Annotated in this window: 31 protein-coding genes and 1 tRNA gene; 8 read left to right on the top strand and 24 right to left on the bottom strand. The window is 67.3% G+C overall.

Going from position 1 to position 26,474, the window contains the following annotated elements:
* From ACFWQC_RS24720 to aceB, 7 genes are all read right to left on the bottom strand, one after another.
* A complete protein-coding gene (locus tag ACFWQC_RS24720; protein ID WP_378684270.1) occupies nt 1-1,419 on the bottom strand; it encodes a nucleobase:cation symporter-2 family protein in 1,419 nt (472 codons plus the stop codon).
* Nucleotides 1,420-1,428: 9 nt separating this feature from the next.
* The gene (gene pucL / locus ACFWQC_RS24715; protein WP_378684267.1) at nt 1,429-2,334 is read right to left on the bottom strand and encodes a factor-independent urate hydroxylase; all 906 of its coding nucleotides are present in this window, start codon (nt 2,332-2,334) and stop codon (nt 1,429-1,431) included.
* Between the two features lies 1 nt (nt 2,335).
* Nucleotides 2,336-2,680, bottom strand: a complete 345-nt coding sequence (uraH, locus tag ACFWQC_RS24710; RefSeq protein ID WP_378684265.1) for a hydroxyisourate hydrolase — start codon at nt 2,678-2,680, stop codon at nt 2,336-2,338.
* Complete coding sequence (gene uraD / locus ACFWQC_RS24705) at nt 2,677-3,183, bottom strand: 2-oxo-4-hydroxy-4-carboxy-5-ureidoimidazoline decarboxylase (RefSeq protein ID WP_378684262.1); 507 nt, start codon at nt 3,181-3,183, stop codon at nt 2,677-2,679. The genes uraH and uraD overlap by 4 nt, the downstream gene beginning before the upstream one ends.
* A gap of 102 nt (nt 3,184-3,285) precedes the next feature.
* On the bottom strand, nt 3,286-3,753 hold the full coding sequence (locus ACFWQC_RS24700) for a helix-turn-helix domain-containing protein (RefSeq protein ID WP_378684259.1): 468 nt from the start codon (nt 3,751-3,753) through the stop codon (nt 3,286-3,288).
* 53 nt (nt 3,754-3,806) lie between these two features.
* Entirely contained in the window at nt 3,807-5,060 is a 1,254-nt protein-coding gene (locus ACFWQC_RS24695) for a DUF6986 family protein (protein ID WP_378684256.1), read from the bottom strand.
* Nucleotides 5,057-6,700 (bottom strand): malate synthase A, encoded by a 1,644-nt coding sequence (gene aceB / locus ACFWQC_RS24690; protein WP_378684253.1) that lies wholly within the window; start codon nt 6,698-6,700, stop codon nt 5,057-5,059. The genes ACFWQC_RS24695 and aceB overlap by 4 nt, the downstream gene beginning before the upstream one ends.
* Before the next feature lie 108 nt (nt 6,701-6,808).
* Here aceB and ACFWQC_RS24685 point away from each other — a divergent pair, with 108 nt between their 5' ends.
* Both ACFWQC_RS24685 and ACFWQC_RS24680 read left to right on the top strand, forming a co-directional pair.
* The gene (locus ACFWQC_RS24685; protein WP_378684250.1) at nt 6,809-7,576 is read left to right on the top strand and encodes an IclR family transcriptional regulator; all 768 of its coding nucleotides are present in this window, start codon (nt 6,809-6,811) and stop codon (nt 7,574-7,576) included.
* 91 nt (nt 7,577-7,667) lie between these two features.
* The gene (locus ACFWQC_RS24680; RefSeq protein WP_378684247.1) at nt 7,668-8,444 is read left to right on the top strand and encodes a carbonic anhydrase family protein; all 777 of its coding nucleotides are present in this window, start codon (nt 7,668-7,670) and stop codon (nt 8,442-8,444) included.
* A gap of 20 nt (nt 8,445-8,464) precedes the next feature.
* Here the strand turns inward: ACFWQC_RS24680 and ACFWQC_RS24675 are convergent, their stop codons facing one another.
* The 3 genes from ACFWQC_RS24675 to ACFWQC_RS24665 form a co-directional block, all read right to left on the bottom strand.
* Complete coding sequence (locus ACFWQC_RS24675) at nt 8,465-8,815, bottom strand: DUF1330 domain-containing protein (RefSeq protein ID WP_378684244.1); 351 nt, start codon at nt 8,813-8,815, stop codon at nt 8,465-8,467.
* Between the two features lie 78 nt (nt 8,816-8,893).
* On the bottom strand, nt 8,894-9,307 hold the full coding sequence (locus ACFWQC_RS24670) for a TIGR03618 family F420-dependent PPOX class oxidoreductase (RefSeq protein ID WP_378684241.1): 414 nt from the start codon (nt 9,305-9,307) through the stop codon (nt 8,894-8,896).
* 51 nt (nt 9,308-9,358) lie between these two features.
* The gene (locus ACFWQC_RS24665) at nt 9,359-9,688 is read right to left on the bottom strand and encodes a nucleoside triphosphate pyrophosphohydrolase family protein (RefSeq protein ID WP_355019422.1); all 330 of its coding nucleotides are present in this window, start codon (nt 9,686-9,688) and stop codon (nt 9,359-9,361) included.
* A gap of 214 nt (nt 9,689-9,902) precedes the next feature.
* Between ACFWQC_RS24665 and ACFWQC_RS24660 the strand changes: the two genes are divergently transcribed.
* Nucleotides 9,903-10,169, top strand: a complete 267-nt coding sequence (locus ACFWQC_RS24660) for a hypothetical protein (RefSeq protein ID WP_378684237.1) — start codon at nt 9,903-9,905, stop codon at nt 10,167-10,169.
* 7 nt (nt 10,170-10,176) lie between these two features.
* On the opposite strand, the gene ACFWQC_RS24655 is transcribed toward ACFWQC_RS24660, so the two are convergent.
* The 7 genes from ACFWQC_RS24655 to ACFWQC_RS24625 all read right to left on the bottom strand — a co-directional run bounded on the left by ACFWQC_RS24655 (nt 10,177) and on the right by ACFWQC_RS24625 (nt 17,120).
* The gene (locus ACFWQC_RS24655; protein WP_378684235.1) at nt 10,177-10,629 is read right to left on the bottom strand and encodes a MaoC family dehydratase; all 453 of its coding nucleotides are present in this window, start codon (nt 10,627-10,629) and stop codon (nt 10,177-10,179) included.
* Entirely contained in the window at nt 10,626-11,363 is a 738-nt protein-coding gene (locus ACFWQC_RS24650) for a 3-oxoacyl-ACP reductase family protein (RefSeq protein ID WP_378684232.1), read from the bottom strand. Before ACFWQC_RS24650 ends, ACFWQC_RS24655 begins: the two co-directional genes overlap by 4 nt.
* The gene (locus ACFWQC_RS24645; RefSeq protein WP_378684320.1) at nt 11,363-12,580 is read right to left on the bottom strand and encodes an acetyl-CoA C-acetyltransferase; all 1,218 of its coding nucleotides are present in this window, start codon (nt 12,578-12,580) and stop codon (nt 11,363-11,365) included. The genes ACFWQC_RS24650 and ACFWQC_RS24645 overlap by 1 nt, the downstream gene beginning before the upstream one ends.
* A gap of 58 nt (nt 12,581-12,638) precedes the next feature.
* A complete protein-coding gene (locus tag ACFWQC_RS24640) occupies nt 12,639-13,475 on the bottom strand; it encodes an SDR family oxidoreductase (protein ID WP_378684229.1) in 837 nt (278 codons plus the stop codon).
* An 84-nt stretch (nt 13,476-13,559) separates the two neighbouring features.
* The gene (locus ACFWQC_RS24635) at nt 13,560-14,507 is read right to left on the bottom strand and encodes an AraC family transcriptional regulator (protein ID WP_378684226.1); all 948 of its coding nucleotides are present in this window, start codon (nt 14,505-14,507) and stop codon (nt 13,560-13,562) included.
* 84 nt (nt 14,508-14,591) lie between these two features.
* Nucleotides 14,592-16,100, bottom strand: coding sequence for a long-chain fatty acid--CoA ligase (locus tag ACFWQC_RS24630; RefSeq protein WP_378684223.1), 1,509 nt, complete (start codon nt 16,098-16,100; stop codon nt 14,592-14,594).
* Between the two features lie 51 nt (nt 16,101-16,151).
* Complete coding sequence (locus ACFWQC_RS24625) at nt 16,152-17,120, bottom strand: polysaccharide deacetylase family protein (RefSeq protein ID WP_378684220.1); 969 nt, start codon at nt 17,118-17,120, stop codon at nt 16,152-16,154.
* A gap of 240 nt (nt 17,121-17,360) precedes the next feature.
* On the opposite strand from ACFWQC_RS24625, the gene ACFWQC_RS24620 reads away from it, so the two are divergent.
* On the top strand, nt 17,361-18,371 hold the full coding sequence (locus ACFWQC_RS24620; RefSeq protein ID WP_378684217.1) for an NADP-dependent oxidoreductase: 1,011 nt from the start codon (nt 17,361-17,363) through the stop codon (nt 18,369-18,371).
* A 288-nt stretch (nt 18,372-18,659) separates the two neighbouring features.
* Here the strand turns inward: ACFWQC_RS24620 and ACFWQC_RS24615 are convergent, their stop codons facing one another.
* Both ACFWQC_RS24615 and ACFWQC_RS24610 read right to left on the bottom strand, forming a co-directional pair.
* Nucleotides 18,660-19,448, bottom strand: a complete 789-nt coding sequence (locus ACFWQC_RS24615) for an SDR family oxidoreductase (RefSeq protein ID WP_378684214.1) — start codon at nt 19,446-19,448, stop codon at nt 18,660-18,662.
* Between the two features lie 30 nt (nt 19,449-19,478).
* On the bottom strand, nt 19,479-19,841 hold the full coding sequence (locus tag ACFWQC_RS24610) for a nuclear transport factor 2 family protein (RefSeq protein WP_378684211.1): 363 nt from the start codon (nt 19,839-19,841) through the stop codon (nt 19,479-19,481).
* A gap of 78 nt (nt 19,842-19,919) precedes the next feature.
* Here ACFWQC_RS24610 and ACFWQC_RS24605 point away from each other — a divergent pair, with 78 nt between their 5' ends.
* A complete protein-coding gene (locus tag ACFWQC_RS24605; RefSeq protein ID WP_378684208.1) occupies nt 19,920-20,714 on the top strand; it encodes a MerR family transcriptional regulator in 795 nt (264 codons plus the stop codon).
* 90 nt (nt 20,715-20,804) lie between these two features.
* Here ACFWQC_RS24605 and ACFWQC_RS24600 read toward each other — a convergent pair.
* Nucleotides 20,805-20,887: transfer RNA gene (locus ACFWQC_RS24600), tRNA-Tyr, on the bottom strand.
* 133 nt (nt 20,888-21,020) lie between these two features.
* On the opposite strand from ACFWQC_RS24600, the gene ACFWQC_RS24595 reads away from it, so the two are divergent.
* The 3 genes from ACFWQC_RS24595 to ACFWQC_RS24585 are packed head-to-tail and all read left to right on the top strand — an operon-like array spanning nt 21,021 to nt 22,509.
* On the top strand, nt 21,021-21,512 hold the full coding sequence (locus ACFWQC_RS24595; protein ID WP_378684205.1) for a YajQ family cyclic di-GMP-binding protein: 492 nt from the start codon (nt 21,021-21,023) through the stop codon (nt 21,510-21,512).
* 4 nt (nt 21,513-21,516) lie between these two features.
* Nucleotides 21,517-22,011 (top strand): SRPBCC domain-containing protein, encoded by a 495-nt coding sequence (locus tag ACFWQC_RS24590; RefSeq protein WP_378684202.1) that lies wholly within the window; start codon nt 21,517-21,519, stop codon nt 22,009-22,011.
* A gap of 39 nt (nt 22,012-22,050) precedes the next feature.
* Nucleotides 22,051-22,509: an Rrf2 family transcriptional regulator gene (locus ACFWQC_RS24585; RefSeq protein WP_091044275.1), complete on the top strand. Its 459-nt coding sequence runs from the start codon at nt 22,051-22,053 to the stop codon at nt 22,507-22,509.
* A 30-nt stretch (nt 22,510-22,539) separates the two neighbouring features.
* On the opposite strand, the gene ACFWQC_RS24580 is transcribed toward ACFWQC_RS24585, so the two are convergent.
* Genes ACFWQC_RS24580 through ACFWQC_RS24565 form a run of 4 tightly spaced genes read right to left on the bottom strand, consistent with a single transcriptional unit; the run spans nt 22,540 to nt 26,298 of the window.
* Nucleotides 22,540-23,511 carry a sulfate/molybdate ABC transporter ATP-binding protein gene (locus ACFWQC_RS24580; RefSeq protein WP_378684199.1) on the bottom strand — a complete coding sequence of 324 codons (972 nt, stop codon included), beginning with the start codon at nt 23,509-23,511 and terminating at the stop codon, nt 22,540-22,542.
* Between the two features lie 28 nt (nt 23,512-23,539).
* Nucleotides 23,540-24,382, bottom strand: coding sequence for a sulfate ABC transporter permease (locus ACFWQC_RS24575; protein ID WP_378684196.1), 843 nt, complete (start codon nt 24,380-24,382; stop codon nt 23,540-23,542).
* Nucleotides 24,375-25,214, bottom strand: coding sequence for a sulfate ABC transporter permease subunit CysT (gene cysT, locus ACFWQC_RS24570; RefSeq protein WP_378684193.1), 840 nt, complete (start codon nt 25,212-25,214; stop codon nt 24,375-24,377). The genes ACFWQC_RS24575 and cysT overlap by 8 nt, the downstream gene beginning before the upstream one ends.
* 7 nt (nt 25,215-25,221) lie before the next feature.
* Nucleotides 25,222-26,298 carry a sulfate ABC transporter substrate-binding protein gene (locus tag ACFWQC_RS24565; RefSeq protein ID WP_378684190.1) on the bottom strand — a complete coding sequence of 359 codons (1,077 nt, stop codon included), beginning with the start codon at nt 26,296-26,298 and terminating at the stop codon, nt 25,222-25,224.
* Nucleotides 26,299-26,474: the final 176 nt, after the last annotated feature.

Genomic DNA, 26,474 nt, shown 5'->3' with positions numbered 1-26,474 from the left:
TCACGACCGTTCGATGTCGTCGTCGAGCCGGTCCCCGAAACCCTCACGAGAATCCTGGGAGGCGGCGAAGACCGAGGCGCCGGAGCGGTTGCCGAGGGTGATCTCGTTGAACAGCAGGTTGAGCACGACGGCGACCAGGGCGGTGGCGCTGATGCCGGAGTGCATGATGACGCCGAGCCACTCGGGAAACGCGTCCCAGAACGTCGGGGCGGCGATCGGCAGGATCCCGACGGCGATCGCGACGGAGACGATCACCATGTTGAGGTTGTCCTCGTAGTCGACCCGGGACAGCGTACGGATCCCAGATGCCGCGACCGAGCCGAACAGCACGATGCCGGCACCACCGAGCACGGGATACGGGATCGCCGCCACCACCGCGCCGACCACCGGCAGCAATCCGAGGAGCAGCAGCACGAGGCCACCGGTCGCCACGACATATCGACTCCGGACGCCGGTCAGAGCCACGAGCCCGACATTCTGCGCGAACGCGCTGCACGGGAACGTACCGAACAGCGGGGCGACCGTCGTGGCGGCCATGTCGGCGCGGAGGCCGCGGGCGACGCGCTTGGTGTCCACGTCGGTCTCCACGATCTCGCCGATCGCCAGGATGTCCGCGGTCGTCTCCGTCATGATCACCAGCACCACGATCGTCATGGAGACGATCGCGCCGACCTCGAAGGTCGGGCCACCGAAGTGCAGGACCGGCGGGAGCGCGACCAGATCGGAATCGCCCACCGAGGAGAAGTCGGCCCGGCCGGCAACCGTCGCGATCACCGTCCCGACGACGATTCCGATGAGGATCGAGAGACGGGAGATCGCCCCCTGGAACACCCGGCTGATCACCAGGATGATGAGCAGCGTCAGCCCGGCGTACGCGATGTTCGTCATCGAGCCGTAGTCCGGCGCGGAGGCGTCGTTGCCCATCGCCCACCGGAACGCGACCGGCATCAGCGAGAGGCCGATGACGGTGATGATCGTGCCGGTGACGACGGCCGGGAAGAGCCTGACCAGCTGGGCGAAGAACGAGGAGAGCACCAGTCCGATCAGACCGGCGACGATGATCGCGCCGAAGACCGGGCGCAGCCCGTCCTCGCTGGCGATCGTGACCATCGTCGACACGCTCGCGAACGAGATGCCCTGCACGATCGGCAGCCGACTGCCGAACGGCCCGAGTCCGAGCGTCTGCAGCAGCGTCGCGAGGCCGGATACGAAGAGACCGGCGGTCACCAGCAGCGCCAGGTCCGTGCCGGAAAGACCCGCGGCACCCCCGACGATGAGCGGCGGCGCGATCACGCCGCCGTACATCGTCAGGATGTGCTGCGTGCCGTAGGCGAGGAGCTGGCCCGGTGGATGCCGCTCGTCCTCCGGACGGGCCGAGGCCGGGGCCGACGCGGTTGCCTGCCTCCTACGACCAAGCATGGCCGGGCCTCAGCAGAATCCGGGGATGGCGTGCCAGGCGTTGCCGGCATCTGGGGCCTCGTCGCGTACGACCGAGGCTTCGATCAGGCCGTAGGGCCGGTCCGCGGCGAAGAAGACCTCGCCGGGGTTGTCCAGGCCGAAGGGCGAGAGGTCGGAGAGGAAGTGGTGCTTGTTGGGCGCGGAGAACTTGATCTCGGCGACGTCACCGTGCTGCTCGAGCACCGAGGTGCCCATCCCGTTCAGGGTCTGCTGCAGCGCGAGACTGTGGATCTCCGCGAACCGCTGCAGCAGCAGGGCCCGGATGGAGTCGTACGCCTTGTCCCAGTCGACCTCCGTTCCGGTGTAGCGCCAGCGGGCGACGAGCGAGGTCGCCAGGATCCGGTCGGTGGTCTCCTGCAGGGTCGTGTACTCGTCCTTGAGGAAGCCGTGGAACTCCGAGCCGGTCGACTTGAGCACGACTAGGTCCTTGATGCCGGACACCACATGGGCGACCCGGTCCGCACCGCGGCCGTCGACATTGACCACGGTGGTCCGTACGCCGCCACCCGAGCGCACGAAGGAGTGGTCGTGACCGGCGCCATCGACCTGGATCCGGTCCCAGGCGTACTCGTCGACCTCGACCCGGGCACCCTCGGCGGCCGGGCAGGCCTCCAGGTAGCGGTCGGCCAGAGCCAGCGCGAACTCCTCGATCGAGGCGACGCCGATCTCCTTCGCGTAGGCGAAGACCGTGTTCTTCTGGGTGTCGGTCGGCAGTACGTCCTGCTGGTCGCCGCTGGTGTGGGCGTCGTCGAAGCTGCCGCGCAGCGAGGTCGAGACGTTGAGGTCGCGGATCTGGTGGCGAGGAGTGTCGCGGTAGATGCGTACGACGCGGTTCTCGGCCTTGCCGTACTGGTTGGGTCCAAGACGAATGGGCATGTCAGCTCCCTCGATAGGTGGAGTAGGCGAACGGGCTCAGCAGAAGTGGCACGTGGTGGTGCCGCCGGTCGGTGACCGCGAAGGTGACGGAGACCTGCGGGTAGAAGCACTCCTGACCGGTCGCCGCGTAGTAGGCGGCGGTGCCGAACCGGAGCTGATAGGTGCCGGCCGGGACCTGATCGGGTCCCAGGTCGGTCACCCGGCCGTCGTCGTCGGTGACGGTGTCGGCGAGGACGGGCGATTGATCTGTGTCGTCGACATCGATCCGGCTGAGCCGGACCGGGACGCCGGCGGCCGGGCGGCCGAGCGCGGTGTCGAGTACGTGGGTGGTGATGGCGCTGGTCATGCGGAGACCTCGGCGGTGAGGACGCGCTCGAGGCGGAGCAGCGCGATCCGGCGCAGCTCGTCGGCGACCACGGCCGCTTCCTCGTCGTGCTCGTGACCGAGCCGGTCGCGGAGGGAGGCCAGGACCTGGTCGGCCGAGAGACCCGAGGCGCAGATCAGGAAGACCCGGCCGAAGCGCTCCTCGTAGGCCCGGTTGCCCTCGGCGAGGGCCTGTGCCGTGGCCTGGTCGGTGCCGACGGCGGCCTGCTCGCGCCGCGACCAGGCGGCTTCGGCGTGCTCGCCCTCGGCGCGCTCCCCGATCCTGGGGTGGGCGCCCAGGGCCTGGTCGACGTCGGCCGCGGTGAACCGTCGGGCCGCCTCGTCCGCGGCCCGGACGACGTCGGCCTCGTCGGCGTAGGGGCGCCCGGCCAGGACGGCGGCGACCCAGCTCGGAGCGTCGCAGCAGGCCTGCAGCACGGGTCGTACGACGTCCGCCGGTGAGGTGTTGAAGCTCTGGAGATCCATGAACCGTTCTCTCTCGCTATGCGGAAACTAATTTCCGTACAGCAACAACGATTGCATGTGTCTCTCGTCACAGTCAACAGTTTGTTGAAAAGTCTGGGAGGACTACTCCCTTTCGCGGTTCAGGTAGTTGTAGACCGTGAACCGGGTGACGCCGAGCGCCGACGCGACGATCTCGGCGCTCTTGCGGTAGTCGAAGGCACCGCGCTCCTCCAGCAGCCGCACGGCGCGCTGCTTGCCCTGGCGGTCCAAGGCCGCCAGGTCGCCACCGAGACTCTCCGCGACCTCGACGAGGAGCGCGTCCAACCCGCCGGCCGTACGCCGCGGCGCGCTGTGTCCTTCGACCCGGACCTGGAAGGTGATCTGGTCGGCGCCGTGGTCCAATCCCGCGGCCACCACCTCGGCCAGCGTGGCCAGGACGGCGTCCCGGTCACCGCGCATCGACGTGCCCAACGGCCCGAAGTCGCACTCCAGACCGGCCTCACGGGCGGCCGCGAGCGCCGCCGTCGCATGCTCGGGAGGCTCGCCCTCGCCACGGAACGGTTCGGTGGTGAACTCGGCTTCGACGCGCATGGCGGCAGGCTACCCAGCCCGCCGCCACGGTCGACGTAGCGAAACCGCCGGCGTCAGCCGATCCGGCGGCGCGCGAGCTCGGCCAGCTTGGCCTGGTCGATCCCGGCGAGCGTCTCGACCTCGTCGGCCGCGACGGCACCGCACTCGACCCCGCGCAGCACGAACGCCGCCAGCGCGGCAGCAGTGGCAGGCTCGTCCAGGTAGCTGGAGTCGCCGCCGTGGACGTACGCCCGCAGGCGGGCTGAAGCGACCTCGAGCCCTTCCCGGAAGAACGCGTACGTCGCGAGGTAGCGGCTGGGGAGCTGAGCCGGATGCAGATCCCAGCCCTGGTAGATCCCGCGGGCCAGCGACCGGCTCACCAGGCGTGAGTGGAGCCGCCACGCCGCGCGTACCGCATCGGGGTCCCCGACCGGAAGCACGTTGGTCGAGCCGTCCGAGACGAAGACGCCGGTGCCGGCAGCGGCCACCTGCATCACGTCCTTGGCGTGGTCGGCGACCGGGTGCTCCATGCTCTGGTGGGCGGCCGCGACCCCGAGCGAGGCGGAATAGTCGTAGGTCCCGTAGTGCAGACCGGTGACCCGGCCGGCGCCGGCGGCGATCATCCGCGCGATCAGCGCCGTGCCGTCGGAGCCGAGGATCGCCTGCGGCGTCTCGACCTGGATCTCGAACCGAAGACTTTCGGCCGCGATGCCGTGAACCGCCTCGAGCGCGTCCAGAGCGGTGACCATCGCGGTGATCTGCTCGACGGAGGTCACCTTGGGCAGCGTGATGACGAAGCCGTCACCGAGCCCGCCCTCGCGGACGAGCTCGCCGAGGAAGAGGTCGAGCGTACGCAGCCCGCGGTGTCGCGTCGGGGCCTCGAACGACTTGATCCGGATGCCGTGGAACGGCGTCGCGGAGCCGTCACGGACGGTGGCGGCGAGCGCCCGGGCGGCCGCCACCACGGCGGCGTCCTCGTCGTCGTAGGGCCGGTCCCCATAGCCGTCCTCGAAGTCGATCCGCAGGTCCTCGATCGGCTCGGCGGCGAGCTTGGCCGTCACGCGATCGTAGATCTCGCCCGCCAGACCAGGCTCCAGGTCGAAGGAATCCGCGGCCTCGGCAGCCGAACCCCCGTGCTCGGCCAGCACCCGACCGGACTCGGCGGACCACTCCGAGACCGTCTTCTCGTCGTAGCGGTCGCCCGGGACGTACACGGTGTGCACCGGCTGACGTACGCCACGATCACCCGGATAGCCGGCGGCCAGTGCCGCATCGGCACCGGCGAGCGCCCGGTCGAGCCGGCCGATGAGATCCTCCAGGTGGCTCATACCCCGACCACCTGGTCGTAGGCCGGCAGCGTGAGGAAGTCGACGTAGTCGTCGGCGAGCGCGACCTCTTCGAAGATGGTGCGAGCCTGCTCCAGGCGGTGCTCGATCCCGTCGGCCGCGGCGAACAGCTTCGCCATCTCCTCGTCCAGGACCCGGCGTACGAGCTCTGCGGTCACCTGGGTCCCGTCGTCGAGCTTCGACTCGTTGTGCACCCACTGCCAGATCTGCGAGCGGGAGATCTCGACCGTGGCCGCGTCCTCCATCAGGTTGTGGATGGCGACGGCGCCGGAGCCACGGAGCCAGGCGTCGAGGTAGACCAGCGAGACCTCGACGTTGTCGCGCAGCCCGGCGAGGGTGATCGCGCCGCCGGCGGAAGCGACGTCGAGCAGGTCCTCAGCCGCGACCGAGACGTCGTCGCGCTGCCGGTCGACCTGGTTCGCCCGGTCACCGAGAACACCGTCGAAGATCTCGCGGCAGATCGGGACCATGTCGGGGTGGGCCACCCAGGAGCCGTCGAAGCCGTCGCCGGCCTCGCGCTCCTTGTCCTCACGGACCTTGGCGAAGGCGGTGGCGTTGACCTCCTGGTCCCGACGGCTCGGGATGAACGCGGCCATGCCGCCGATGGCGTGGGCGTTGCGGCGGTGGCAGGTCTTGACCAGCAGCTGGGCGTACGCACGCATGAACGGCGAGGTCATCCCCACCGTCGCCCGGTCGGGCAGCACGAACGAGGGCCCGGCGTCGCGGAAGTACTTGATCAGACTGAACAGGTAGTCCCACCGGCCCGCGTTGAGCCCCGAGGCGTGGTCGCGCAGCTCGTAGAGGATCTCGTCCATCTCGAACGCGGCCGGGATCGTCTCGATGAGCACGGTCGCACGCACGGTGCCGTGCGGGATCCCGAGCTCCGCCTGGGCGAAAGCGAACACGTCGTTCCACAGCCGCGCCTCGAGGTGGCTCTCCATCTTGGGGAGATAGAAGTACGGCCCGCTCCCGCGCTCCACGAGCTCGCGGGCGTTGTGGAAGAAGTAGAGCCCGAAGTCCACCAGCGCGCCGACGACCGGCGTGCCGTCGACCACGACGTGCTGGTCGTCGAAGTGCCAGCCGCGCGGGCGCATCACGATCGTGGCCAGCCGCTGGTCCTGCTTGAGCTCGTAGAGCTTGCCCTGCGGGGACATCGCCGAGATCTGGCGCCGCACGGCGTCATACAGGTTCACCTGGCCGCCGACCACGTTGCTCCAGTGCGGCGTACTGGCGTCCTCCATGTCGGCCAACCAGACCCGCGCTCCGGAGTTGAGGGCGTTGATGGTCATCTTCCGGTCCGTCGGACCGGTGATCTCGACGCGGCGGTCCTGGAGGTCCTCGGGGACCGGCGCCACCGTCCAGTCGCCGGCGCGTACGTCGGCCGTCTCGGGCAGGAAGTCGAGCCGGCCGGTGCGGGCGACCTCCTCGCGGCGCACTCGGCGGGCGGCCAGGAGCTCGTCACGGCGGGCCCCGAACCGTCGCTGCAGCTCCGCAACGAATTCGAGGGCCTCGGGGGTGAGGATCTCGGCTCCTCGCTCGACCTCGCCACCGGTGATCTGAATGTTCACGAGCTCCACCCTCCCAGGGCTTGGGTTCCTTAAAATGGATTCTTGTTTCCGCATTGCGGATATTAATCCGACCAGACAAGGGATGCAACCAGCCAGATTTCCTCTACACGACGCTAGACTTCCGTCATCCGGAAGACAGTACCCATAGATCGGGGAGCTCAGGTGAGCGAGAACGAGAAGGCGCCGAAGGCGCGCACCGGGGCCGTGCAGTCGATCGAGCGTGCCTTCGCACTGCTGGAGACAATGGCCGACGCCGGCGGGACCATGGGGCTCTCCCAGCTCGCCGCGGCTTCCGGCCTGCCGCTGCCGACCATCCACCGGCTGGTGCGCACCCTCGTCGACCTGGGCTACCTCCGCCAGGAGGCCAACCGGCTCTACGTCCTCGGCCCCAAGCTGATCCGGCTCGGCGAGAGCTCCTCGCGCATGCTCAGCACCTGGGCCCGCCCGCACCTCACCCGGCTCGTCGACGAGGTCGGCGAGTCGGCCAACCTGGCGATGCTCGACGGCGACCAGATCGTCTACGTCGCCCACACCGAGTCGCGCCAGTCGATGCGTATGTTCACCGAGGTCGGCCGCCGGGTGTCCCCGCACTGCACCGCCGTCGGCAAGGCCATCCTCGCCGACATGGCTCCCGACCAGGTCCGCGACATCCTCCGGCGCACCGACATGGTCCCCTACACCTCCACCACGATCACCTCGCGCGACGACTACCTCGACCAGCTCGTGCAGGTCCGCGAGCGCCGCTACGCCATCGACGAGGGCGAGCAGGAGGCAGGCGTACGCTGCGTCGCCGTCGCCGTCCCCGACTACGCCCCGCGCCTGGCGATGTCGATCAGCGGGCCGACCGGGCGAATGAGCGACGAGCTCATCGAGCGCGCCGTCCCTCTGCTCACCGAGGCCGGCAAGCAGCTCGCCGCCGACCTGGCCTGACGCGGCGCCAACGGCGGTCGTCCGACCGCCGTTTGTGGTACGTATTGCGGTCCACGGGTCACCTCGACCCGGTAGATCTCGGGAGATCTCCATGTTGCGAACCAACGTCGGGCTGAACCGTCGCGCCCTGCTCCAGGGAGCCGCCGCCATCGCGGGGCTCACCGCGCTGTCCTCGTCAGCGGCCGCATCCGCGACCTCCGTCGGCGCACCGCACTCCGCACCTCACCAGAGCCCCATCCGCATCTACCGCAGCAGCACCGAGCAGGCGCACCTGCCCGCCCTGCACGTCCACTACCCCCACGACGCGACCGTCACGATGAAGTACATCCGCGAGGACGCCGACGAGCCCGACGGCTGCACTGTCCGCGGTGACGAGGAGACCGTACGCGCCGAGCTCCCGCCCGGCGTCGGCTCGCTCGAGATGGGCGGCGTGACGTACGGCTTGGTGCAGTTCCACTGGCACACCCCGAGCGAGCATCTGCTCCCCGCCCGGGACTACCCGATCGAGATGCACTTCGTGCACCAGGACGCCTCCGGCCACACCCTCGTCGTCGGCGTCTGGGTCCGCCCGGGCCGCGCCAACCCGACCCTCGGCAGCCTCTACGACCACCTGGTCTCCGAGTGCACCGCTGACGACCCGGTCGGCCACATCGACGTCGGCGCCCTCCTGCCGCGCCGACACACGTCCTACCGCTACGACGGCTCCCTCACGACCGCGCCCTACACCGAGCACGTCCAGTGGGTCATGCTCACCGAGCCCATCACCGCCTCACCCCACCAGATCGACCGGTTCCGCACCATGTTCCCCACCGGCAACCGCCGCGACGTCCAGGACCTCAACGACCGCGTCGTCCTCACCGACCGCTGACCCGGTGCGCACCAGTTCGGCTAGGCCATGAACTCGGCGATCTTCTGGCTCGCGGAGTAGCCCGGCGCAACGCCCTCGGCCAGGATGGCGAACGAACGCTCCTGGTCGATGTTGTTCAGTCTCAGCGGGAGGATCTCCTGGTAGGCCGGTGAGGTGTACCACCCCTGGGCCGCCTCCGCCGACGGAAAGCGGAGGACCACCAGCATGCCCTCAGCGGTGCCCTCGGCCACGACGAGATCGGGACCGTGAATGAGGATTTCGCCGTCGAACGGCGCGAGGGTGGCGTCGACCCGGCGCAGATACTCGATGATGTCGTCGTTGACGTTCATGCCGTTCATCCATGCGACGGCATACGCAGGTTTCGTGGTCATTGCTCCACCCTCGTCCTTGCCCGCAACGGTGGCCATACCTGGTTTTCGGCACCAGGGACGGAGCTCACCCCGCCCAGCTCACCAGCCCGAAGGACGGGTGTTGCCGAGCACCCGAGCCACGGTGATCTCGATGACGACACGCTCCGGGTTGGGACGGGGCTGCCGGTAGCGCTCGGCGTACCGCCGCTCGGCCTCGGCCACCGACTCCGCGTCGTCCTTGACCACCGCCGTGCCCTCCAGCGTGCACCAACGACGCCCGTCCACCTGGCTGACCGCCGCCTGAGCGCCGGCCCCGGCCGCGCGTACGTTCCGGACCTTCTTGCTGCCCGCGCTGCTGATGACGCGCGCGATGCCGGCCTCGGGATCGAACGTCACCCCCACCGGGACGAGATGCGGGCTGCCGTCCGGGCGGCTCGTCGTCAGGAAGCAGACCCGCCGCTCCCGCCAGAACTCGTCGTTCTCCGCGGTCGAGGCAGTTGCGTCGACTGTCATGGGTGCTCCTTCGTGAACCAGGGCCGTGGCTGCGACGGCTCTATCGGCGGGTCAGCGGTTGTCGCCACTGCCACCGATGGCGTCGCGCTGCTGACGATCGGCGAGCTTCTTGATGTTGAGCTCGGCAACGTCCGCGAGTGGAAGCCCGAAGTGATCAGCGAGAACCGCCAGGTACCACAGTGTGTCGCCGAGCTCTTTGGCGAGATCATCGAGGTCCCACTGGGCGAAGTCGCTGTCGTGGTCCCGGATGATCTTCTTCGCCTTCTCGGCGATCTCGCCCGTCTCGCCGACCAGCCCCAGCAGCAGATGGAACACCTCGTTGGGCGTGCCCTTCGACCCCGCGGTGCGCAGCGCTGCCTGCTGGTAGGCGTTCATATCCATCACCAGAACCTATCGCGCCTTCCGCGCCTCCCGCGTCACGCCCGGAACGCGACAGCGGCCGCCCGAGACGTCAGCCGCGGATGCGGACGGACAGGCGAGACACACCGGTGAAGAGTGTTTGCCGGTCCACGGGTGTTCTCCCAGGCGCGGCAGATGGACGATTAGAACCAGGGCGCCGCAGAACCGTTCGCGCGCCGATGAGGTGCATACGGCCATGGTGTCGCTCGTCGACGTCGCACGCGCCCTGCGCAGGCATCTCCCGGATCTCAGCGAGAAGATGCCTGCGCGAGCGATGCCGACCTGGGTGACGTGGCTTGCGAGTGTCTTCGAGGCTCAGCTGAGAGACAATCGCCGACTGATCGGGGAGAACCAGCCTTTCGACCACATGGCTGCGGAGAAGCTCATCGGGCGCGAACTGCGGCCGGTACGTGACGCGATCGTGCAGACCGGACGAATCCTGGCCGAACACAGGCGTGGGTAGACCGGCCTTAGGCGAGGAGGCGACTCAGCACCTCGGCGACGCAGACCGGGCGTGTGCAGGCTGCGGTCTCGATCGTGATGGTCGTTGTTGTCTGGACCCCTCCTGGGATGTCCTCGACGCTGTCGAGTCGGCCTGTGGCCCGCACCTGTGTGCCCGAGGGAAGTGCAGCCGGGAAACGTACCTTGTTGAGTCCATAGTTCACTGCCGCCGAAATTCCGTCGACCAGGAGCAACTCTGTCAAGAACGGGGCGATCAGCGACACCGTGAGGTATCCGTGGGCGATGGTTGTCCCGAAGGGGCCGGATCGGGCCCGGTCCGGGTCGGTGTGGATCCATTGATGGTCCTCGGTGTAGCGCGCAAACCCGTCGATGCGCTCCTGGGTTACTTCGATCCACCTACTGGGCCCGAGCGCGACACCGACAGAGGCTCTCAGGTCGTCGAAGTTGGCAAAGGTGCTCATATCGCGATTCCTCCATCGACGGGCACGATGGCTCCGGTGATGTAGGCGGCTTCGTCAGTGGCGAGGAAGGCGACAGCGTCGGCCATCTCGCGCGGGGTTCCCCATCGTCGGAGCGGGATCTGGGAAGCGATCTGGTCGCGTTGGCCCTGCGGGATGGTTTCGATCATCCGGGTCTCGGCGTTGGGTGAGATCGCGTTGACGGTGACGCCGAAGGGCCCTAGCTCTTTCGCTGTCGCCTTCGTGAAGCCGATGATTCCGGCCTTGGCCATGGCGTAGTTGGCCTGGCCGACGTTTCCGCGGAGTCCGGTGTACGAGGTGATGTTGATGACGCGCCCGTGTCCCTGGCTCCGGAAGTGTGGCGTGCATGCGCGGGTGAACCGGAAGGTTCCCCCGGCGTGAACAGCCATCACTGAGCCGTAGTCGTCGTCGGTGAGCTTCCAGACCATCCGGTCGCGCAGGATTCCGGCGTTGTTGACCAGTACGTCGATCCTGCCGGTGTCGGTAACGACGCGGTCGACCGCGGCCTGGACGGATGGCGTGTCGCTGACGTCGGCAGTGAGGCCGACCCCTCCGATCCTGATTGCTGCTTCCGTCACGGCCTGGGTGTCTGCGTCGACCAGGTAGACGGTGGCGCCGGCTTGGGCGAACCGTTCGCAGATGGCGAGGCCGATGCCTCGTGCGGCGCCGGTGACGACGACGGTTCGGTCGGCGAAGGTGAATGTCATGTTTCCCATCAGCTGAGCCTCTCGAAGATGATCGCCATGCCCTGGCCACCTCCGACACACATGGTTTCCAGGCCGAACTGCTGGTCTCGTTCCTGAAGTGCGTGCAGCAGCGTGGTGGTAATCCGGGCACCCGTGGCGCCGAAGGGATGGCCGAGGGCGATGCCACCGCCGTTGACGTTGAGCTTGTCGATGTCGATCCGGAGCTCTCGGTAGGACGGGATGACCTGAGCGGCGAAGGCCTCGTTGATCTCGACGAGGTCGATGTCCTTGATGGTGAGACCCACCTTTGCTAGTGCGCGCCGCGAAGCTTCGACCGGGCCGAGGCCCATGATCTCCGGCGAGAGTCCACTGGCTGCGGTGGCCACGATGCGAGCGATTGGGGTCAGGCCCAGTTCGCGGGCCTTGCGATCACTCATGATCACTAGTGCAGCAGCCCCGTCGTTCAGGGGGCAGGCGTTGCCGGCGGTGACAGTGCCGCCCTCCCGGAAGACGGTGCGAAGTCCCGCGAGGCTGGAGAGTTCGGTGGAGGGACGGGGGCCGTCGTCCGTCGTGATGACGTTGCCATCGGGCAGCTTGACCGGGGTGATGTCGCGGTCGAAGAAGCCTTGAGCGATGGCCGATGCGGCGAGTTGTTGCGATCGGAGTGCGAACTCGTCCTGTTCCTGGCGGCTCACGCCCCGATAGGTAGCGACGTTCTCCGCGGTCTGACCCATCGAGATGTAGAAGTCCGGCAAACCCTCGTTCTCGCGGGGGTCGGTCCACTGCTGGTTGGCGATGGCGTTGCGGCGGGTGCGCTCCTGGGCCGCGTCGAATTGTGGGTTGGCGCCACGGTCCACGCCGCTCATGACTGTCGGGAGGTACCGGGAGACAGATTCGACGCCCGCCGAGATGAAGACGTCTCCGTCGCCGGCTTTGATCGCGTTGGCCGCCATGCGGGTGGTCTGGACGCTGGAGGCGCATGCGCGGTTGACGCTGGCCCCCGGAACGGAATCGAGGCCGAGCTGGACGGCCACCCGGCGCGCGATGTTCTCGCTCTGCTCTCCGGTGTGCTCCCAGGCGCCGACGTAGATATCGTCGATCGTCGTGGGGTCGAGGTCCGGGATCTGAGCGAGTGCTGCAGCGACCATCTGGGTAGCCAGGTCATCAGCGCGCATCGAGGTGAGGCTGCCGCGTCCGGCCCGACCGATGGGCGATCGAGCGGTGGCCACGATGACAGGGGATTTCAATGTAGGAGTCTCCTTGAACATGAGATGAAGCGGCACGGGGCGCTGGCTTCAATACGGCTCAGCCGGCGCAGCCGGAGATCCCGCCGTCGAGCGGGATGGTGACGCCGGTCAGGTAGGCGCCAGCAGGTGACGCGAGAAAACGCACAGTGCCGGTCAGGTCATTTGCATTGCCGTAGCGCCCGAGCGGCACTCGTTCCAGCATCTTCGTTTCGGCATCGGGGTCTGCCGCGATGTGGCCGAGCATGTCGGTGAGAATCGGCCCGGGAGCGATCGCGTTGACTGTGATGCTTTCGGGTGCGAGGTGCTTCGCGAGCTGGCGGGTCATCATGTGCAGGCCGGCCTTGCTGGCGCTGTAGGAGAAGTTCTCCCAATGCGGCGTGATGAGGGCGTCGACACTGCCGATGTTGATGATGCGGGCGGGGTGCTCGGGATCTGCCGCGTTCCGGAGCAGAGGAAGGAGTCCAGTGGTGAGATAGAACGGCGCCACCAGGTTCGTGTTGAGCACCTTGGTCCAGCCTGCCAGGGGGAATTGCTCGAGTGGCGCTCCCCAGGTGGCTCCGGCGTTGTTGACCAAGATGTCGATCGACTCGAGGTGTTCCTCCAGCCAGGAGACCAGGGTGGTCACACCGTCGACGGAGGACAGGTCGCTTGCTACGGCGGTGCAGCGGCCGGTGGAGCCAACTGTGTCGGCCGCTGCGTTGATGCTCGCAGCCGTGGCCCGGCACGTCTCCGGATTGCGGCTGGTGATCACTACGTGAGCTCCGTCGAGGACCAATCCTCTGGCGACCATTGCGCCGATCCCGCGAGATCCACCCGTCACGAGCGCGGTCCGGCCACGAGTCGTGAAGAGGGCGTCGTGACTGTGGTTGGCGTCCTGGGGGTTCGGAGTGCTCATGTCATCGACGTTATGGGCGGGGTGCCTCTGTGGGCTTGGGCCTCGGCGCCGACTGATTGCATGGCGCGCAGGTCGCCCTCACCGTCAGGCGTCGGCCCGCGCGGCGGATCTTGTGTCGGACGGGCGCTCGCCGAAATGCCGGCGGTAGGCGTTGCTGAACGTGCTGAGGTCGCTGAAGCCCGAGGCGTAGGCCACCTGGGTGACACTCTGTCGGAACCAGGCAGGGTCCTGAAGCCTCAAGCGCGCAAGGGCGAGTCGCTCTTCTCGGATGAGGTCGGAGGGGGTGGTGTCGACGCGCTGTAGTTGTGTCTGGATGTTGCGCAGGGACCACCCGAGGCGAGCGGCCACGACAGCACCGGTCAGTCCAGGGTCGTGGGCGTTCTCCCGAACCAAGCGCCGGATGCTCACCACCAAGCCTTCCTGGACGTCGACCGAGGCCGCAGTGGTATCGGCGTTGTACGTGAGCGCAAGCAGGTCGACGATGCGGTCGCAGATGGCGTCGAACTGACCGCCCGCGAGAGATGCCCCGTTCTCTCGCAGGCTCGCGATCATGTCGACGACGATGCTGCCGAGGCCGCGCGTCGCGTTCAGCGTCACTCCGGACTGCGGTAGCCGCGGCAATCGCACATCGAGTCGTTCGCGTGGCACGATGAACGCGACCGAGGAGAACCCGTCGCCATGGCGTAGATCCAAAGATCGGTCCAGCGACGTCAGGGCCATCTGCGTGGGGGTGACGTGCGAGGTCTGGCCGTCCTGGCGGAGCGTGAGGACTCCGTGAACCGGGATGAGCAGTTCATACACGTCACGCGGATCCGTGCGGATCTGCTTGTGGTCGCGCGAGATATTCTCCGCGTCCCCCCACCATCGGACCAGTTGGTAGGTATCGGAGCGTTGGTGCTCGAGACGACCGCGGTAGTCGGGGGCGAGCTCGAACGACATGAGGCAATGAATTGACGAGACCTGGTCGCGCCACCACTCGCCGCGCTCGCGAAGATCGCGGTCGGTGGTGCGCGATTTGTCGACGGTGTACACCACTCATCCTCCCTCGTCAGACCGGCCGACGTGCCCGGCCTCTTCGACGGTAACGTTCAAGATCCGCCCCGGACAATGGTCCCGTCAGCGCAACTCGCGCTTGAGCAGCTTCCCGGTCGCGTTCATCGGCAGCGAATCGCGGAACTCCACTGCGCGGGGGCACTTGTAGGTCGCGAGGCGCTCGCGACACCAGGACGTGAGGGCTTCAGTGGACAGGTCGGATCCGGGCTCACGGATGACGAACGCCTTCACCTCTTCGCCGACGCGCTCGTCGGGGATTCCGATGACCGCAACCAGGCTGACGTCTGGATGGGCGATGAGAGTTTCCTCGACCTCGCGAGGGTAGACGTTGAAGCCTCCTCGCACGATCAGGTCCTTCGCGCGATCGATGATGTAGTAGTAGCCATCCTCGTCGCGGGTGGCGATGTCGCCGGTGCGGAACCAGCCGTCGCGAATCACTTCCGCGGTTGCCTCCGGGCGACCCAGGTAGCCCTTCATGACGTTGTGGCCGCGGGCCGCAATCTCACCGGCTTCGCCGTTGGCCACCTCGTTCCACTCGGGGTCGATCAGTTTGACCTCGATGCCCCAGATCGGTCGGCCGATCGAGCCAGGCTTGCTGGGCCGTCCAAGCGGGTTGAACGTGACGGTGGGGCTGGTCTCCGAAAGCCCGTACCCCTCACGAATCGACACTCCGAAGGTCTTTTCAAATCGTGTGAGAACTTCGACCGGCATTGCGGCACCACCGGAGACGGCCAGACGCAGCACGCCGGCGAGGTCCACCCCGCGGTCGGCTGCGGCGAGCAACGCCCAGTACATCGTGGGGACACCTGCGAACACCGAGACTCGGTGTCGCGCGATCAGCTCGACTGCGGTAGCCGGCTCGAACCGTGGTAGCAGCACAAGGGTGGCCCCCACACAGAAGCCGGCGTTCATCTGGACGGTCTGACCGAAGGAGTGGAACAGCGGCAACGTGACCAGGTGAACGTCGTCGGCTCGTGCCTCGAGGAGGCGGTTGTTCGCGAACGCATTGAGAACCATGTTTGCGTGGGTCAGCTCGGCGCCCTTGGGCTTGCCGGTGGTTCCGCTCGTGTAGAGGATGACGGCGGTGTCGGTCGCCTCGGCCGGGCTGTGCGCGTCTTCTGCGTTCTCGGCTGCGAGCAAATCGGCGAGCGAGGTGCTGGCCTCAGGCGGGGTTGTCCCTGGACCGAAGGTGACCAGGTGCTCGCAGGCCGGGGCTGCATCGAAGCCGCGCCATGCGTCCTCGCCGTCTGAGATGGCGCAGAAGTAGACCTTTGCTCCCGAGTCCTGGAGATGGTAGGCGACTTCTTCGCGTTTGAGCATCACGTTGAGCGGTACGACGGCAGCGCCGGCATGAAGGATGCCGTAGTAGACGATGGGGAACTCGGCCACGTTCGGGATGGTCATCGCTACCCGGTCACCGGGTTGGACACCGTGCGAGGAAAGGAACTGCGCCACTTTCTGCGCGGCGGCATGGACCTCGCCGTAGGTGAAGGTGCGATCACCCTCGATGAGGGCGAGTCGGTTGGGCTCGGTGCGTGCGGTGTCGGACAGCATGACGGCCAGATTCAGCATCGTGTGACTTTCGGATCCAGGGGTGTACGGCGGGTCGCGGGCTTCTGGCTTTCAGGACCAGTCCCAGTCATAGGCCACGCCGAGGCGTTCCGCCATCGGCTTGAACACCCCGTCCTCGAGGACGGCCATGGTGTCGCTGCCCGGCATCGGTGCGAGGTGGATGATCTCGCCGAGGCGCTCATACTCGAGCTCGGGCTTCGGCAGGCCAGCAGCGATGGCGAACCGCTGCAGGTGGTTGCTGAAGCTCTCGACAGCTGGCGGCATCGCGTAGTTCACCGGGTGGCGCATCGCCTCATCGAGGGGCACGAACTCGACCCCCTGCTCGAGGAAGGCCTCGAGAATCGCAGGCAGCGTGTCCCTCGCGACCGTCGTTCCGTGCACCAGCCAGATCAGCGGGGCATCCGCTCCGAAGAGCGCGCGGGCGGTGTCGGCGTGCTTGTGGAGCATCTCGACCGCGGTCGCGACGTGCATGTCACGTACCTGCTTCTGCGCCTCGGAGTCCCGAAGTGTGAGGGCCCGAAAGTACGGGACGATGAACGCGAAGTCGCTGAACCAGCTGGTGATCGGGGCATTCGTATAGCCGTTGTCGGCCAGATACTGCTCAACCTTGCCGCGTCGCTGCTCCGAGCCAGAGCACATGTCCATCGGGTAGCGGAAGTACTTGCGCGGAGCAGCCTCGATCAGGTGTCCGATGTGCTTCTCAGCGGTCTCGAAGTCGTGTCGGAATGCCGCATCCGACATCCATCGAAGGGGCGCGTGCTCGTGGGTGTGGTTGCCGACATGGTGGCCCGCTTCGGCCCAGGCGTCGAACGCCGCCAGATGCTCAGGCTCCGCATCGAGCCGGTACGTGTGTGAGAACCCGTAGGTGCCATTGAGCCCGTAGTCGTTCAGGGTCTTCGCCACAGATCGCGTGATTGTGGTGGGTGTGGCGTCGGCTGGCATCGGCGCGCCGTCCCACAGGACGAAGTCGTCGATGGTGACGGCGATCTTGAGCGGTCGCTCGGCGGTGGTCTTTGGCATGTCGACTCCTGTGCGCTTGTGGGCTCCTCGGATTCAGCCCGCTTCGGCCACCGTAGAAATGTGACGACCGCCACGTCTTGGCCGTGCGCGCTGCTCCGCTTGTCCTCAGCGCACAACCCGGACCTGCGACCGCTGGCTCGGTCGTCGTGTGTCGTACGCCGGTGTCGAGTGGTGTGCGCGCCTAGCCAAGACGCGCCAACTCAGCCGGGCCTAACGTCGCGATGAACAAAGGAGAACCCCATGACCTCGAGTCAGCAGATCGTCTTGGCCACGCGTCCGCATGGACATGTCAAGAACACAGACTTCCGACACGAAGAAACACCGGTTCCGCCCGTCGAAACAGGTGGCATCGAGATCGAGACACTCCAAATCTCGATCGACCCAGCGATTCGCGGCTGGCTCGACGATCGCCCGAGCTACCTGCCTCCTGTCGCGATCGGGGCACCAGTCCGGGCGTTCGGGATCGCCCGAGTCACCGCCTCGCGCAACGGAGACTTCCCTGAGGGCACCCTCGTGCGCGGCCTCGTCGGCTGGCAGCAGCGCCAAGTCATCGCCGCGCCAGACGCGAACTGGCAGAAGATCCAGCCGGCCACAGGTGTGCCTCTGGAGTACCACCTGGGAATCCTCGGGATGACGGGACTGACCGCATGGGCAGGAATCAACGACATCTTGCGGCCTCAGCCTGGGCAGACCGTGCTGGTTTCCGGCGCTTCCGGCGCCGTCGGCTCGGTGGCTGTTCAACTCGCGAAGGTAGCGGGTGCCCGGGTGATCGGAATCGCTGGCGGCGCGGAGAAGAGCGACATGGTTACGAGCCTCGGCGCCGACGCCGTGATCGACCGTAAGGATCCGCACTGGCGCGCACTCTTGAGACGAGCCGTACCCGATGGGATCGACCGACTCTTCGAGAACTCCGGCGGCCCGATGTTCGAAGCAGCGATCGACTTGCTCAACGACCACGCGCGGATTGCGCTCTGCGGGTTGATCGACGGCTACAACCTCCCTGAGCGACCAGCAGGGCCCAGCAACTTTGGCATGCTCCTCACCAAACGCGTCACCACCCAAGGCTTCATCGTCCTCGACTACATGGACCGCGCCACTGCGGTCGAAGCTGACCTCGCGAAGCTCATCACTACAGGAAAGCTCGCGGCCGTCCAGACCGTCCTGCCAGGCTTCGGCCAACTTCCTGGGGCGTTCATCGACACCTTCAGCAACAGCCGCCCGGGAAAGGTCATCGTAGACATTCAGGGATAACCGCCGACGTTCGTCCAAGGTCGGCCCCTGTCATCAGTACAGGTCGCCACGGCACATCCGGGCAGCACTCCGACCCGAGCTCGGCGTTGCTGCTCGGGCAGGCCGCAGCGCAACTGGGCGAAGGCGGCCACTTCAAGGTCTTGACCACAAACGGTGCACGACGCACGGTGCCCGAAACCGATGGCCATGCCGTCCGCTCGGCCAAGCTCAACCTCTGATTACGCCGAACCTCGGTTTCGCCTTCGGATCGAGCTGTTCGCAGGTGGCTACTCGGAGCCGATGCCTGGCTCAGACGGTCGGGACGGTGCCACCGTCGATCACGTACTCGGCGCCGACGATTGCCGAGGCGCGGTCCGAGACCAGGAAGCCGACCAGGTCCGCGATCTCCTCGGTGTGCGCGAACCGTCCCAAGGGCACTCCTCCGAGGGAGTCGTAGATGGTCTGCTTGGCTGCTTCACGGGTGAGTGCGTTGCCCTCGGCGATCCGGTCCACGAATCTCTCGTAGGCTTCGGTCTCGATTCCGCCGGGGCTGATTGCGTTGACCCGTACGCCGCGCGGGGCGAGCTCGTTGGCGAGTCCCTTGCTGTATGTGCGCAGTGCGGCCTTCGCTGCCGCGTAGGCCAAGGTCGCGTCGTGCAGGGGCAGCTCACGCTGGATCGAGGTGAAGTGCAGCACCACGCCCGACCCGGACTCGATCATCGCCGGGAGAAGAGCACGATCCAGCCGCACCGCTCCCAGGAGGTTGAGGTTCAGCTCGGTGAGCCACTGGTCATCGGTGATGACGGCGAACCCACCAGCAGGCGTCGACGCCCCTCCGACGACGTGCACCAGGATGTCGAGCGTGCCGCCGGCCTCTGCGATTCGAGCGGCCACGGCGTCGGTGCCTTCTGCCGTCGACACGTCCGCTTCGATGAATCGGTCAGGGTGCTCGTACCCGTCGGGCATCGCTCGCGCAGTCACGTACACGTCGGCACCCATCTCTCGCAGTCTCTCTGCGACCGCCTTGCCCGAGCCCTTCGAACCGCCCGTGACCAGCGCCCGGCGACCGTCGAGACGATCGCGATCTGAACCAGACATTTCTCTCCTATGAAGATCGAGGTGCGCCGGTCAGGCTGGGCGGTTGGCGATGACGAGTTCGGCGACGAGGCCGTCCCGCAACGCGAACCGGTAGTCGAGCTCGGCGACGCCACCCGGGAAGGTGCCCTCGAGCCGCACGGTCACCACCCAGTGGGTGTCATCGACGCGGCGAGCGCCGATCTGCTCGGTCGTGTACTCGAACTCGGACCCGGCATCCCGCAGGAACGCGTGGGTCTCCTGCCGGCCGCGGAAGGTCTCGTCCTGGTCGACGATGACCCCATCCTCGGTGAGGAACGACGAGGCGGTGTCGGCGTCGCGGACGACGTGGGCGGCGAAGAAGTCGCGCACAGTGGTCGGGAGCAGGTCGGACGGGAGATCGGTGTGCTGTGTCATGAGTCCACCATCTGGCCTCTCGGCGTGGGAGGGTCAAGCGCTGGACTCTCCCCCAGGGGGAGCGTTCACAATGAGCGTGTGCTGACCATCGGGGAGTTCTCGCGACTGACCCACTTGAGCGTGCGGACCCTGCGCCGGTATCACGAGGCGGCCCTGCTTGAGCCCGCCGTGGTGGACGAGACCACCGGCTACCGCTACTACGGCGTAGACCAGATCCCGACCGCGCAGGTCATCCAACGACTCCGCGAGCTCGACGTCCCCCTGAGCGATGTGCGACAGATTCTGAGGACCCCCGACCCCGGTGTCCGGGCGGCCCTGGTCGCGGACCACCTGCAACGCCTCGAGGATGTACTCGACCGCACCCGGGCGGCGGTCACGTCACTGCGCCGCCTGCTCCAGCCCGACCCCGCGCCGATCGACGTCGAGCTGCGTGCGGAGCCCGCCCGTACGGTCGCGGCGGTGGAGGCCGTGGTCGGGCATCGCGACGTCACGACCTGGTACGCGGGCGCGATGGCCGAACTGGAGGCGGCAGTCGGCGCCGCCGTGACCGGACCGCCTGGCGGCAGCTACGACAACGCCCTCTTCGAGCAGGAGCGCGGTCACGCGCTCGTCTACCTGCCGACCGCTGAGCCGCCTCACGCTGGACGCGTGCACCCCGCGATCCTGCCGGCCGCGGAGCTGGCCGTCACCACCCACGTCGGCGAGCACGACGGCATCGAGGTCACCTACGGCGAACTCGGGACCTGGGTCGTGGAGAACGCGATGTCTGTGGCCGGGCCCGTACGGGAGGTCTACCTTGTCGGCCCTCGTGACACCAGCGATCCCTCTGCGTGGCGCACCGAGATCGGCTGGCCGGTCTTTCGCGTCACCTGACGACAGCGGGCTACGGCTGGACACAGCCGAAAAGCGAAGCACCCCGGTGGCCAGCGTCTCGCTGGTCACCGGGGTGTGTTCTCCCTGGTGTGGCAGATGAAGGATTCGAACCTTCGAAGGCAAAAGCCGACGGATTTACAGTCCGCTCCCATTGGCCGCTCGGGCAATCTGCCGGGATTACGTGCGCTCCCACAAAGGGATCGCGACAGCAAGAAACGATAGCGCAGGGGCTGGCGGCGTACGAAAACGGGACGAGGTCCTAGGGTGAGACACCACAGACTTGGTCAGAATCCAGAGGAGAGAGTCATGGCGGACTCGTCGTTCGACATCGTGAGCAAGATCGACCGTCAGGAGGTCGACAACGCGCTGAGCCAGACCGCACGCGAGGTCGCGACCCGGTTCGACTTCAAGGGGACCAACGCGAGCATCGAGTGGAGCGGTGAGCACGGGATCGAGATCTCCGCCTCCGCCGACGACCGCGCCAGCGCCGTCCTCTCGGTCTTCCAGGACAAGCTGATCAAGCGCCAGCAGTCGCTGAAGATCCTCGACGCGAGCGAGCCACGCCAGTCGGGGCAGCAGTCGAAGATCTCGATCACGCTCAAGGAGGGCATCTCCTCCGAGGACGCGAAGAAGATCTCCAAGCTGATCCGCGACGAGGGGCCCAAGGGCGTCAAGGCGCAGATCCAGGGCGACGAGCTCCGCGTCTCCTCCAAGAAGCGCGACGACCTGCAGAACGTGATCTCGCTGGTCAAGGGGCAGGACTACGACTTCGCGGTGCAGTTCATCAACTACCGCTGAGCTCGTGACCTACGAGCACCCGCGAGCCTCGGTCGAGATCGACGCTCCGATCGAGGTGGTGTGGCGGGTGATGGTCGAGACCGAGGCGTACGCCGCCTGGAACCCGTTCGTCGTGTGGGCCGACACCGCGCAGCCGGCGGCGGCGGGCAATTCGATCGTGCTGCATGTGACCTGGGCGGACGGCGGCCGCTCGCGCTCGCCGGAGCGGATCTCGGCGGTCGAGCCACCGGTGGTCGGCGCGGACGGGGTCGAGGCTGCGTACCTTGCCTATGTCTATGAGGGCTGGCCGGCGCGGCTCGGCCTGGTGCGGGGCGTACGTCACCAGCGGCTGACCCAGCGACCCGGCGGACCGACGCGCTACGAGACGGTCGAGGAGTTCTCCGGTCCACTGGTCGGGCTGGCCGGACCCGAGCGAGTTGCGGACGGGTTCCGGCGGCATGCAGCGGCTCTCAAGGTGCGAGCCGAGACGCTCGTGAATGAAAGTGGACTTGACCACTAGATTGAGCGAAATTCTGCATTCATCTGCAAGAATGTGGCCGTGCGAGTATCTGCCAAGTCCGACTACGCCCTCCGCGCCCTCATCGAGATGGCCGCGCGCGAGGACGGAAAAGCTGTCAGCGCCGAAGAGCTCGGCCGCGCCCAGGAGATCCCTCACGGATTCCTGCAGGCGATCCTCGCCGACCTCCGCAAGGCCGGCGTCGTCATCTCTCAGCGCGGCCAGTCCGGCGGTTGGCGCCTGGCTCGCAAGGCGTCGGACGTCTCCGTCGCCGACGTCATCCGCGCCGTCGACGGTCCGCTGGTCTCGGTCTACGGGCTGCGTCCCGAGGGCGTCACCTACAACGAGCGCGCCGATGTCCTCCAGCACGTGTGGATCGCTGCTCGCGACTCGCTGCGCGAGGTCTTCGAGAAGGTCTCGATCGCCGAGCTCGCCTCCCGCGAGCTGCCCGACGAGGTCACCACCCGCACCGCGCGCGACGAGGCCTGGCTGCCTCACTGAGCGGGCGGGTTCCTCCAGCAAGGCGCAGCCCTACGCCGCCGGCGCCGGCATCGTGTAAGCCCCGGGCGACGGCGTGACGAACACGTTGACACCTTCCTCGATCTGCAGAGCACGGGCATGCGTACGCGTCAGCTCGGCGGTCACGACCTCACCGTCGTCGGTGAGGATCGTGAGGCGCACCTCGAACCCGATCCGCAGGACGCGTGAGACGGTGCCCTCGAGCGAGTGCTCGGAGATCGGCGACGGGGTGACCTCGACGTCATGGGGTCGGATCAAGGAACCGCCCAGGGTGGTCACGTCGCCGAGGAACGACATCACGAAGTCGTTGGCGGGCTCGTCGTAGAGCTGCTCGGGAGTGCCGATCTGCTCGATGCCGCCCTGGTTGACGACTACGATCTCGTCGGCGACCTCGAGGGCCTCCTCCTGGTCGTGGGTCACGAAGACGGTGGTCACGTGCACCTCGTCGTGGAGCCGTCGCAGCCAGTCACGTAGCTCCTTGCGTACCTTTGCGTCCAGGGCGCCGAAGGGCTCGTCGAGCAGAAGCACGGACGGCTCGATGGCGAGCGCCCGGGCCAGCGCCATCCGCTGCCGCTGGCCGCCGGAGAGCTGCGAGGGCAGCCGGTTGGCGAACTGCGACAGGTGGACGAGCTCCAGGAGCTCCTCCACCTTCGCGGCGATCTCCGCACGAGGACGCTTGCGGATCTCCAGACCGAAGGCGACATTGCGAGCCACCGAGAGGTGCTTGAACGCGGCGTAGTGCTGGAAGACGAAACCGACGTTGCGCTTCTGGACCGGCAGCGAGGTCGCGTCCTTGCCCTCGATCACAACCGACCCGGTGTCGGGTGTCTCCAGCCCGGCGATGACCCGCAGCAGCGTGGTCTTGCCGCCGCCGGAGGGCCCCAGAAGGGCGGTCAGCTGCCCGGTGGGGATGGTCAGGTTGATGTCCTCCAGCGCCACGAAGTCGCCGTAACGCTTGTTGACACCACTTACTTCGATGCTCATGGGATACAGCCTTTCGTGTCAGAGTCTTTCACCGCACGCGCGCACCGCGGGCGCGCAGCACGAAGACGATGAGGATGCAGATGACCGAGACGCTGGCGAGGAGGAAGGCGACGGCGTACGCGCCCTGCTGGTCGAAGTTGAGGTACTTCTCCTCGACGGCGAGGGTGGCTGTGCGGGTCTGGCCGAGCACGTTGCCGGAGACGACCTTGACCGCGCCGAACTCGCCGAGCGAGCGAGCCAGGGTGAGCACGACGCCGTAGATGACGGCCCACTTGATCCCTGGGAGCGTGATCCGCCAGAACGTCTGCCAGCCGCTCGCGCCGAGCGACGCGGCGGCCTGCTCCTGCTCGGTGCCGATCTCCTCGAGCACCGGGATGACCTCGCGGATCACCAGCGGCAGCGACACGAACGCGGTCGCCATGATGATGCCGGGCGTCGAGAAGATGATCTGGATCCCGGCCGACTCGAGCGTCGGCCCGAACCAGCCGTCGCGGCCGCCGTAGACCAGCACGAGCGCCAGGCCCACGACGATCGGCGAGACCGACAACGGCAGGTCGATCATCGCGCTCAGGAGGCGCTTGCCGGGAAATTCCGTACGCACCAGCAGCAGCGAGATCGAGACGCCGAAGAGCAGGTTGATCAGCGTCGCCACGATCGCGGCCACGCAGGTCAGCTGGATGGCGTGCATCATCTGCGGGTCGTTGAAGATCGCGGTGAACGCCTCGGTCGTGAACCCGACATCGGGCACGTAGAAGGCGTTCCAGGCGACCAGCACCACCGGCCAGGCCACCAGGAGCCCGAGGTAGGCGATGACGATGACGCGGAGGACGTACGTCAGCGGGGTGCGCGGAGCGCGACGGGTCTCAGCCACGGCGAACCATCCTCCTCTGGACCAGGTCGAGGACGACGATGACGAGGAGCGAGACGCCCAGCAGCATCGCCGCGATCGCCGCCGCGCCTTCCGGGTTGTCGTTCTCGATCGCGGACAGGATCCGCACCGAGGCGACCTCGGACTTGAACGGCAGGTTGCCCGAGAGCAGGACCAGGGAGCCGTACTCCCCCATCCCGCGCGCGAAGGAGAGCGCCGCGCCCGCCGCGATGGCCGGGGCCAGCGACGGCAGGATGATCCGCCAGAACGTGGTGAACCGGGAGGCACCTAGGGAGGCAGCCGCCTCCTCCAGGTCGGTGTCGAGCTCCTCGAGGACGGGCTGCACCATGCGTACGACGAAGGGCAGCGTCACGAAGGCGAGGGCGAGGTAGACCGACGTCGACGTGTTCGCCCAGTGCAGGCCGAGGGGCGACTCGGCGCCGTAGAGGGAGAGCAGCACGAGGCCCGCGACGATCGTCGGCAGCGCGAACGGGATGTCGATGATGACCTCGAGCAGGCCCTTGCCCCAGAACTTGTCGCGGACCAGGACCCAGGCGATGACAGTGCCGATGACGACGTTGATCAGGGTGACCACGATGGCCGCACGGATCGTCAGCAGGATCGCCGACGCGGTCTGCTCGTTGGTGAACTGGTTCGCGAACGCGGACCAGCCGCCGCTGGAGGCGGTGATGATCACCGCCACCAGCGGGATGAGGACGAGCAGGCTGAACCAGAGCATCGTGATACCGAGCCCGATGCCGCTGGTCCTTGTCAGAGTGGTGGCCGGCCGGCTGCGACGGGCAGCCGGCCGGGCCGTAGGGATGGTTGTCTTCATGACCGGGCTACTGCGAGGCCTTGCCGGACTTGGCGATGGAGTCGGTCACGATGCCGAGCTCCTCGCCGTCCTCACCGGTGCCGAAGAGCTTCTCCTTGACGCCCGACCAGTCGCGGCCACCGAAGTCGTTCTCCAGGGTGAGCAGCTGCTGCGGGGCCGGGAACGGGTCGGCCGGGTCCTTGGCACCCTTGATGTCCTCGGGCTTCAGACCGATCGCGTCCCAGTCGACGACGCCGGGCTCGGCGGTGTTGACGGGGCGGAAGCCGGTCAGCGCGAACTGCTTCTGGCCGCCCTGCGGGTCCAGGACGAAGTCGAGCCAGGCCTGAGACGGCTTGGAGGAGTCCTTGAGGATGGCACCGGGGTTCTCGATCAGGACGGTGGAGTCCGGGATGATGTACTCGAAGCCCTCACCCTGCTGGGCCGCGAGGATCGCCTCGTTCTCGTAAGCGAGCAGCACATCGCCGGTGCCGCCGAGGAAGGCGGTGGTGGCGTCGCGGCCGGAGTTGGTGAGGGTGACGACGTTCTTGAAGAGCTTGTCGAGGTACGCCTTGCCCTCCTCCTCGGTGCCACCGTTCTTCACCACGGAGCCCCACGCGGCCAACGCGTTCCAGCGGGCGGCGCCGGACGAGGCCGGGTTGGCCGTGACCACGCCGACACCGGGCTTGACGAGGTCATCCCAGCCCTGGATGTTCTTCGGGTTGCCCTCACGGACACCGAGTACGACGACCGAGCTCGACACGATGCCCTTGTTGTCGCCGTCGTCCCACGACGCGTCGACGAGGCCGGCCTTCTCCAGGCGCTGCACGTCGGTGCCGACGGACAGGTGGACATAGTCGGCCTTCAGGCCGGACTCGACCGCACGGCTCTGGTCGCCCGAGGCGCCGTATGAGGTCTGGAAGGTGACGCCCTCGCCCTCGGGGGTCTTGTTGAACTCCTTGGCGATCGCCTTGTTGGCCGTCTCGGGGACGGCGAAGCCGACGATGGAGATCGACTCCGCGTCACTGCCGCCGCCGGAGCCGCCGCACGCGGTCAAGGTCAGGATGCTCGCAGCGGCCAACGCCACCGCAACCTTGATCTTCTTCATCTGGTTCCTCACTTCTGCCCTGCCGAGTCAAGGTCGATCGGGTTACGAATGTCGAGGAGAATACTTGAATTAGTCGATTGAATGTGAAAACACGCGATCGGTCCGCTCCTTGGACGCACGCAGTCGCCGAGACGTCACTCAGGTCGGTCGAGACGGCAGCTGGGTGCCGTCTCGAC

The organism is Nocardioides sp. NPDC058538 (assembly GCF_042719275.1).
Lineage (GTDB): Bacteria > Actinomycetota > Actinomycetes > Propionibacteriales > Nocardioidaceae > Nocardioides.
This window is presented reverse-complemented; position numbering and strand designations above follow the sequence as displayed.

Excerpts from the sequence above, each read along its gene's own strand:
- ACFWQC_RS24595 (WP_378684205.1), top strand. The coding sequence starts at position 21,021 with ATGGCGGACTCGTCGTTCGACATCGTGAGCAAGATCGACCGTCAGGAG.
- ACFWQC_RS24695 (WP_378684256.1), bottom strand. The coding sequence starts at position 5,060 with ATGAGCCACCTGGAGGATCTCATCGGCCGGCTCGACCGGGCGCTCGCC.
- uraH (WP_378684265.1), bottom strand. The coding sequence starts at position 2,680 with ATGACCAGCGCCATCACCACCCACGTACTCGACACCGCGCTCGGCCGC.
- ACFWQC_RS24620 (WP_378684217.1), top strand. The coding sequence starts at position 17,361 with ATGACCTCGAGTCAGCAGATCGTCTTGGCCACGCGTCCGCATGGACAT.
- ACFWQC_RS24650 (WP_378684232.1), bottom strand. The coding sequence starts at position 11,363 with ATGGGAAACATGACATTCACCTTCGCCGACCGAACCGTCGTCGTCACC.
- ACFWQC_RS24610 (WP_378684211.1), bottom strand. The coding sequence starts at position 19,841 with ATGACACAGCACACCGATCTCCCGTCCGACCTGCTCCCGACCACTGTG.
- pucL (WP_378684267.1), bottom strand. The coding sequence starts at position 2,334 with ATGCCCATTCGTCTTGGACCCAACCAGTACGGCAAGGCCGAGAACCGC.
- cysT (WP_378684193.1), bottom strand. The coding sequence starts at position 25,214 with ATGAAGACAACCATCCCTACGGCCCGGCCGGCTGCCCGTCGCAGCCGG.
- aceB (WP_378684253.1), bottom strand. The coding sequence starts at position 6,700 with ATGCGGAAACAAGAATCCATTTTAAGGAACCCAAGCCCTGGGAGGGTG.
- ACFWQC_RS24700 (WP_378684259.1), bottom strand. The coding sequence starts at position 3,753 with ATGCGCGTCGAAGCCGAGTTCACCACCGAACCGTTCCGTGGCGAGGGC.
- ACFWQC_RS24565 (WP_378684190.1), bottom strand. The coding sequence starts at position 26,298 with ATGAAGAAGATCAAGGTTGCGGTGGCGTTGGCCGCTGCGAGCATCCTG.
- ACFWQC_RS24655 (WP_378684235.1), bottom strand. The coding sequence starts at position 10,629 with ATGAGCACCTTTGCCAACTTCGACGACCTGAGAGCCTCTGTCGGTGTC.
- ACFWQC_RS24665 (WP_355019422.1), bottom strand. The coding sequence starts at position 9,688 with ATGGATATGAACGCCTACCAGCAGGCAGCGCTGCGCACCGCGGGGTCG.
- ACFWQC_RS24630 (WP_378684223.1), bottom strand. The coding sequence starts at position 16,100 with ATGCTGAATCTGGCCGTCATGCTGTCCGACACCGCACGCACCGAGCCC.
- ACFWQC_RS24625 (WP_378684220.1), bottom strand. The coding sequence starts at position 17,120 with ATGCCAAAGACCACCGCCGAGCGACCGCTCAAGATCGCCGTCACCATC.
- ACFWQC_RS24640 (WP_378684229.1), bottom strand. The coding sequence starts at position 13,475 with ATGAGCACTCCGAACCCCCAGGACGCCAACCACAGTCACGACGCCCTC.
- ACFWQC_RS24615 (WP_378684214.1), bottom strand. The coding sequence starts at position 19,448 with ATGTCTGGTTCAGATCGCGATCGTCTCGACGGTCGCCGGGCGCTGGTC.
- ACFWQC_RS24675 (WP_378684244.1), bottom strand. The coding sequence starts at position 8,815 with ATGACCACGAAACCTGCGTATGCCGTCGCATGGATGAACGGCATGAAC.
- uraD (WP_378684262.1), bottom strand. The coding sequence starts at position 3,183 with ATGGATCTCCAGAGCTTCAACACCTCACCGGCGGACGTCGTACGACCC.
- ACFWQC_RS24680 (WP_378684247.1), top strand. The coding sequence starts at position 7,668 with ATGTTGCGAACCAACGTCGGGCTGAACCGTCGCGCCCTGCTCCAGGGA.
- ACFWQC_RS24670 (WP_378684241.1), bottom strand. The coding sequence starts at position 9,307 with ATGACAGTCGACGCAACTGCCTCGACCGCGGAGAACGACGAGTTCTGG.
- ACFWQC_RS24660 (WP_378684237.1), top strand. The coding sequence starts at position 9,903 with ATGGTGTCGCTCGTCGACGTCGCACGCGCCCTGCGCAGGCATCTCCCG.
- ACFWQC_RS24720 (WP_378684270.1), bottom strand. The coding sequence starts at position 1,419 with ATGCTTGGTCGTAGGAGGCAGGCAACCGCGTCGGCCCCGGCCTCGGCC.
- ACFWQC_RS24580 (WP_378684199.1), bottom strand. The coding sequence starts at position 23,511 with ATGAGCATCGAAGTAAGTGGTGTCAACAAGCGTTACGGCGACTTCGTG.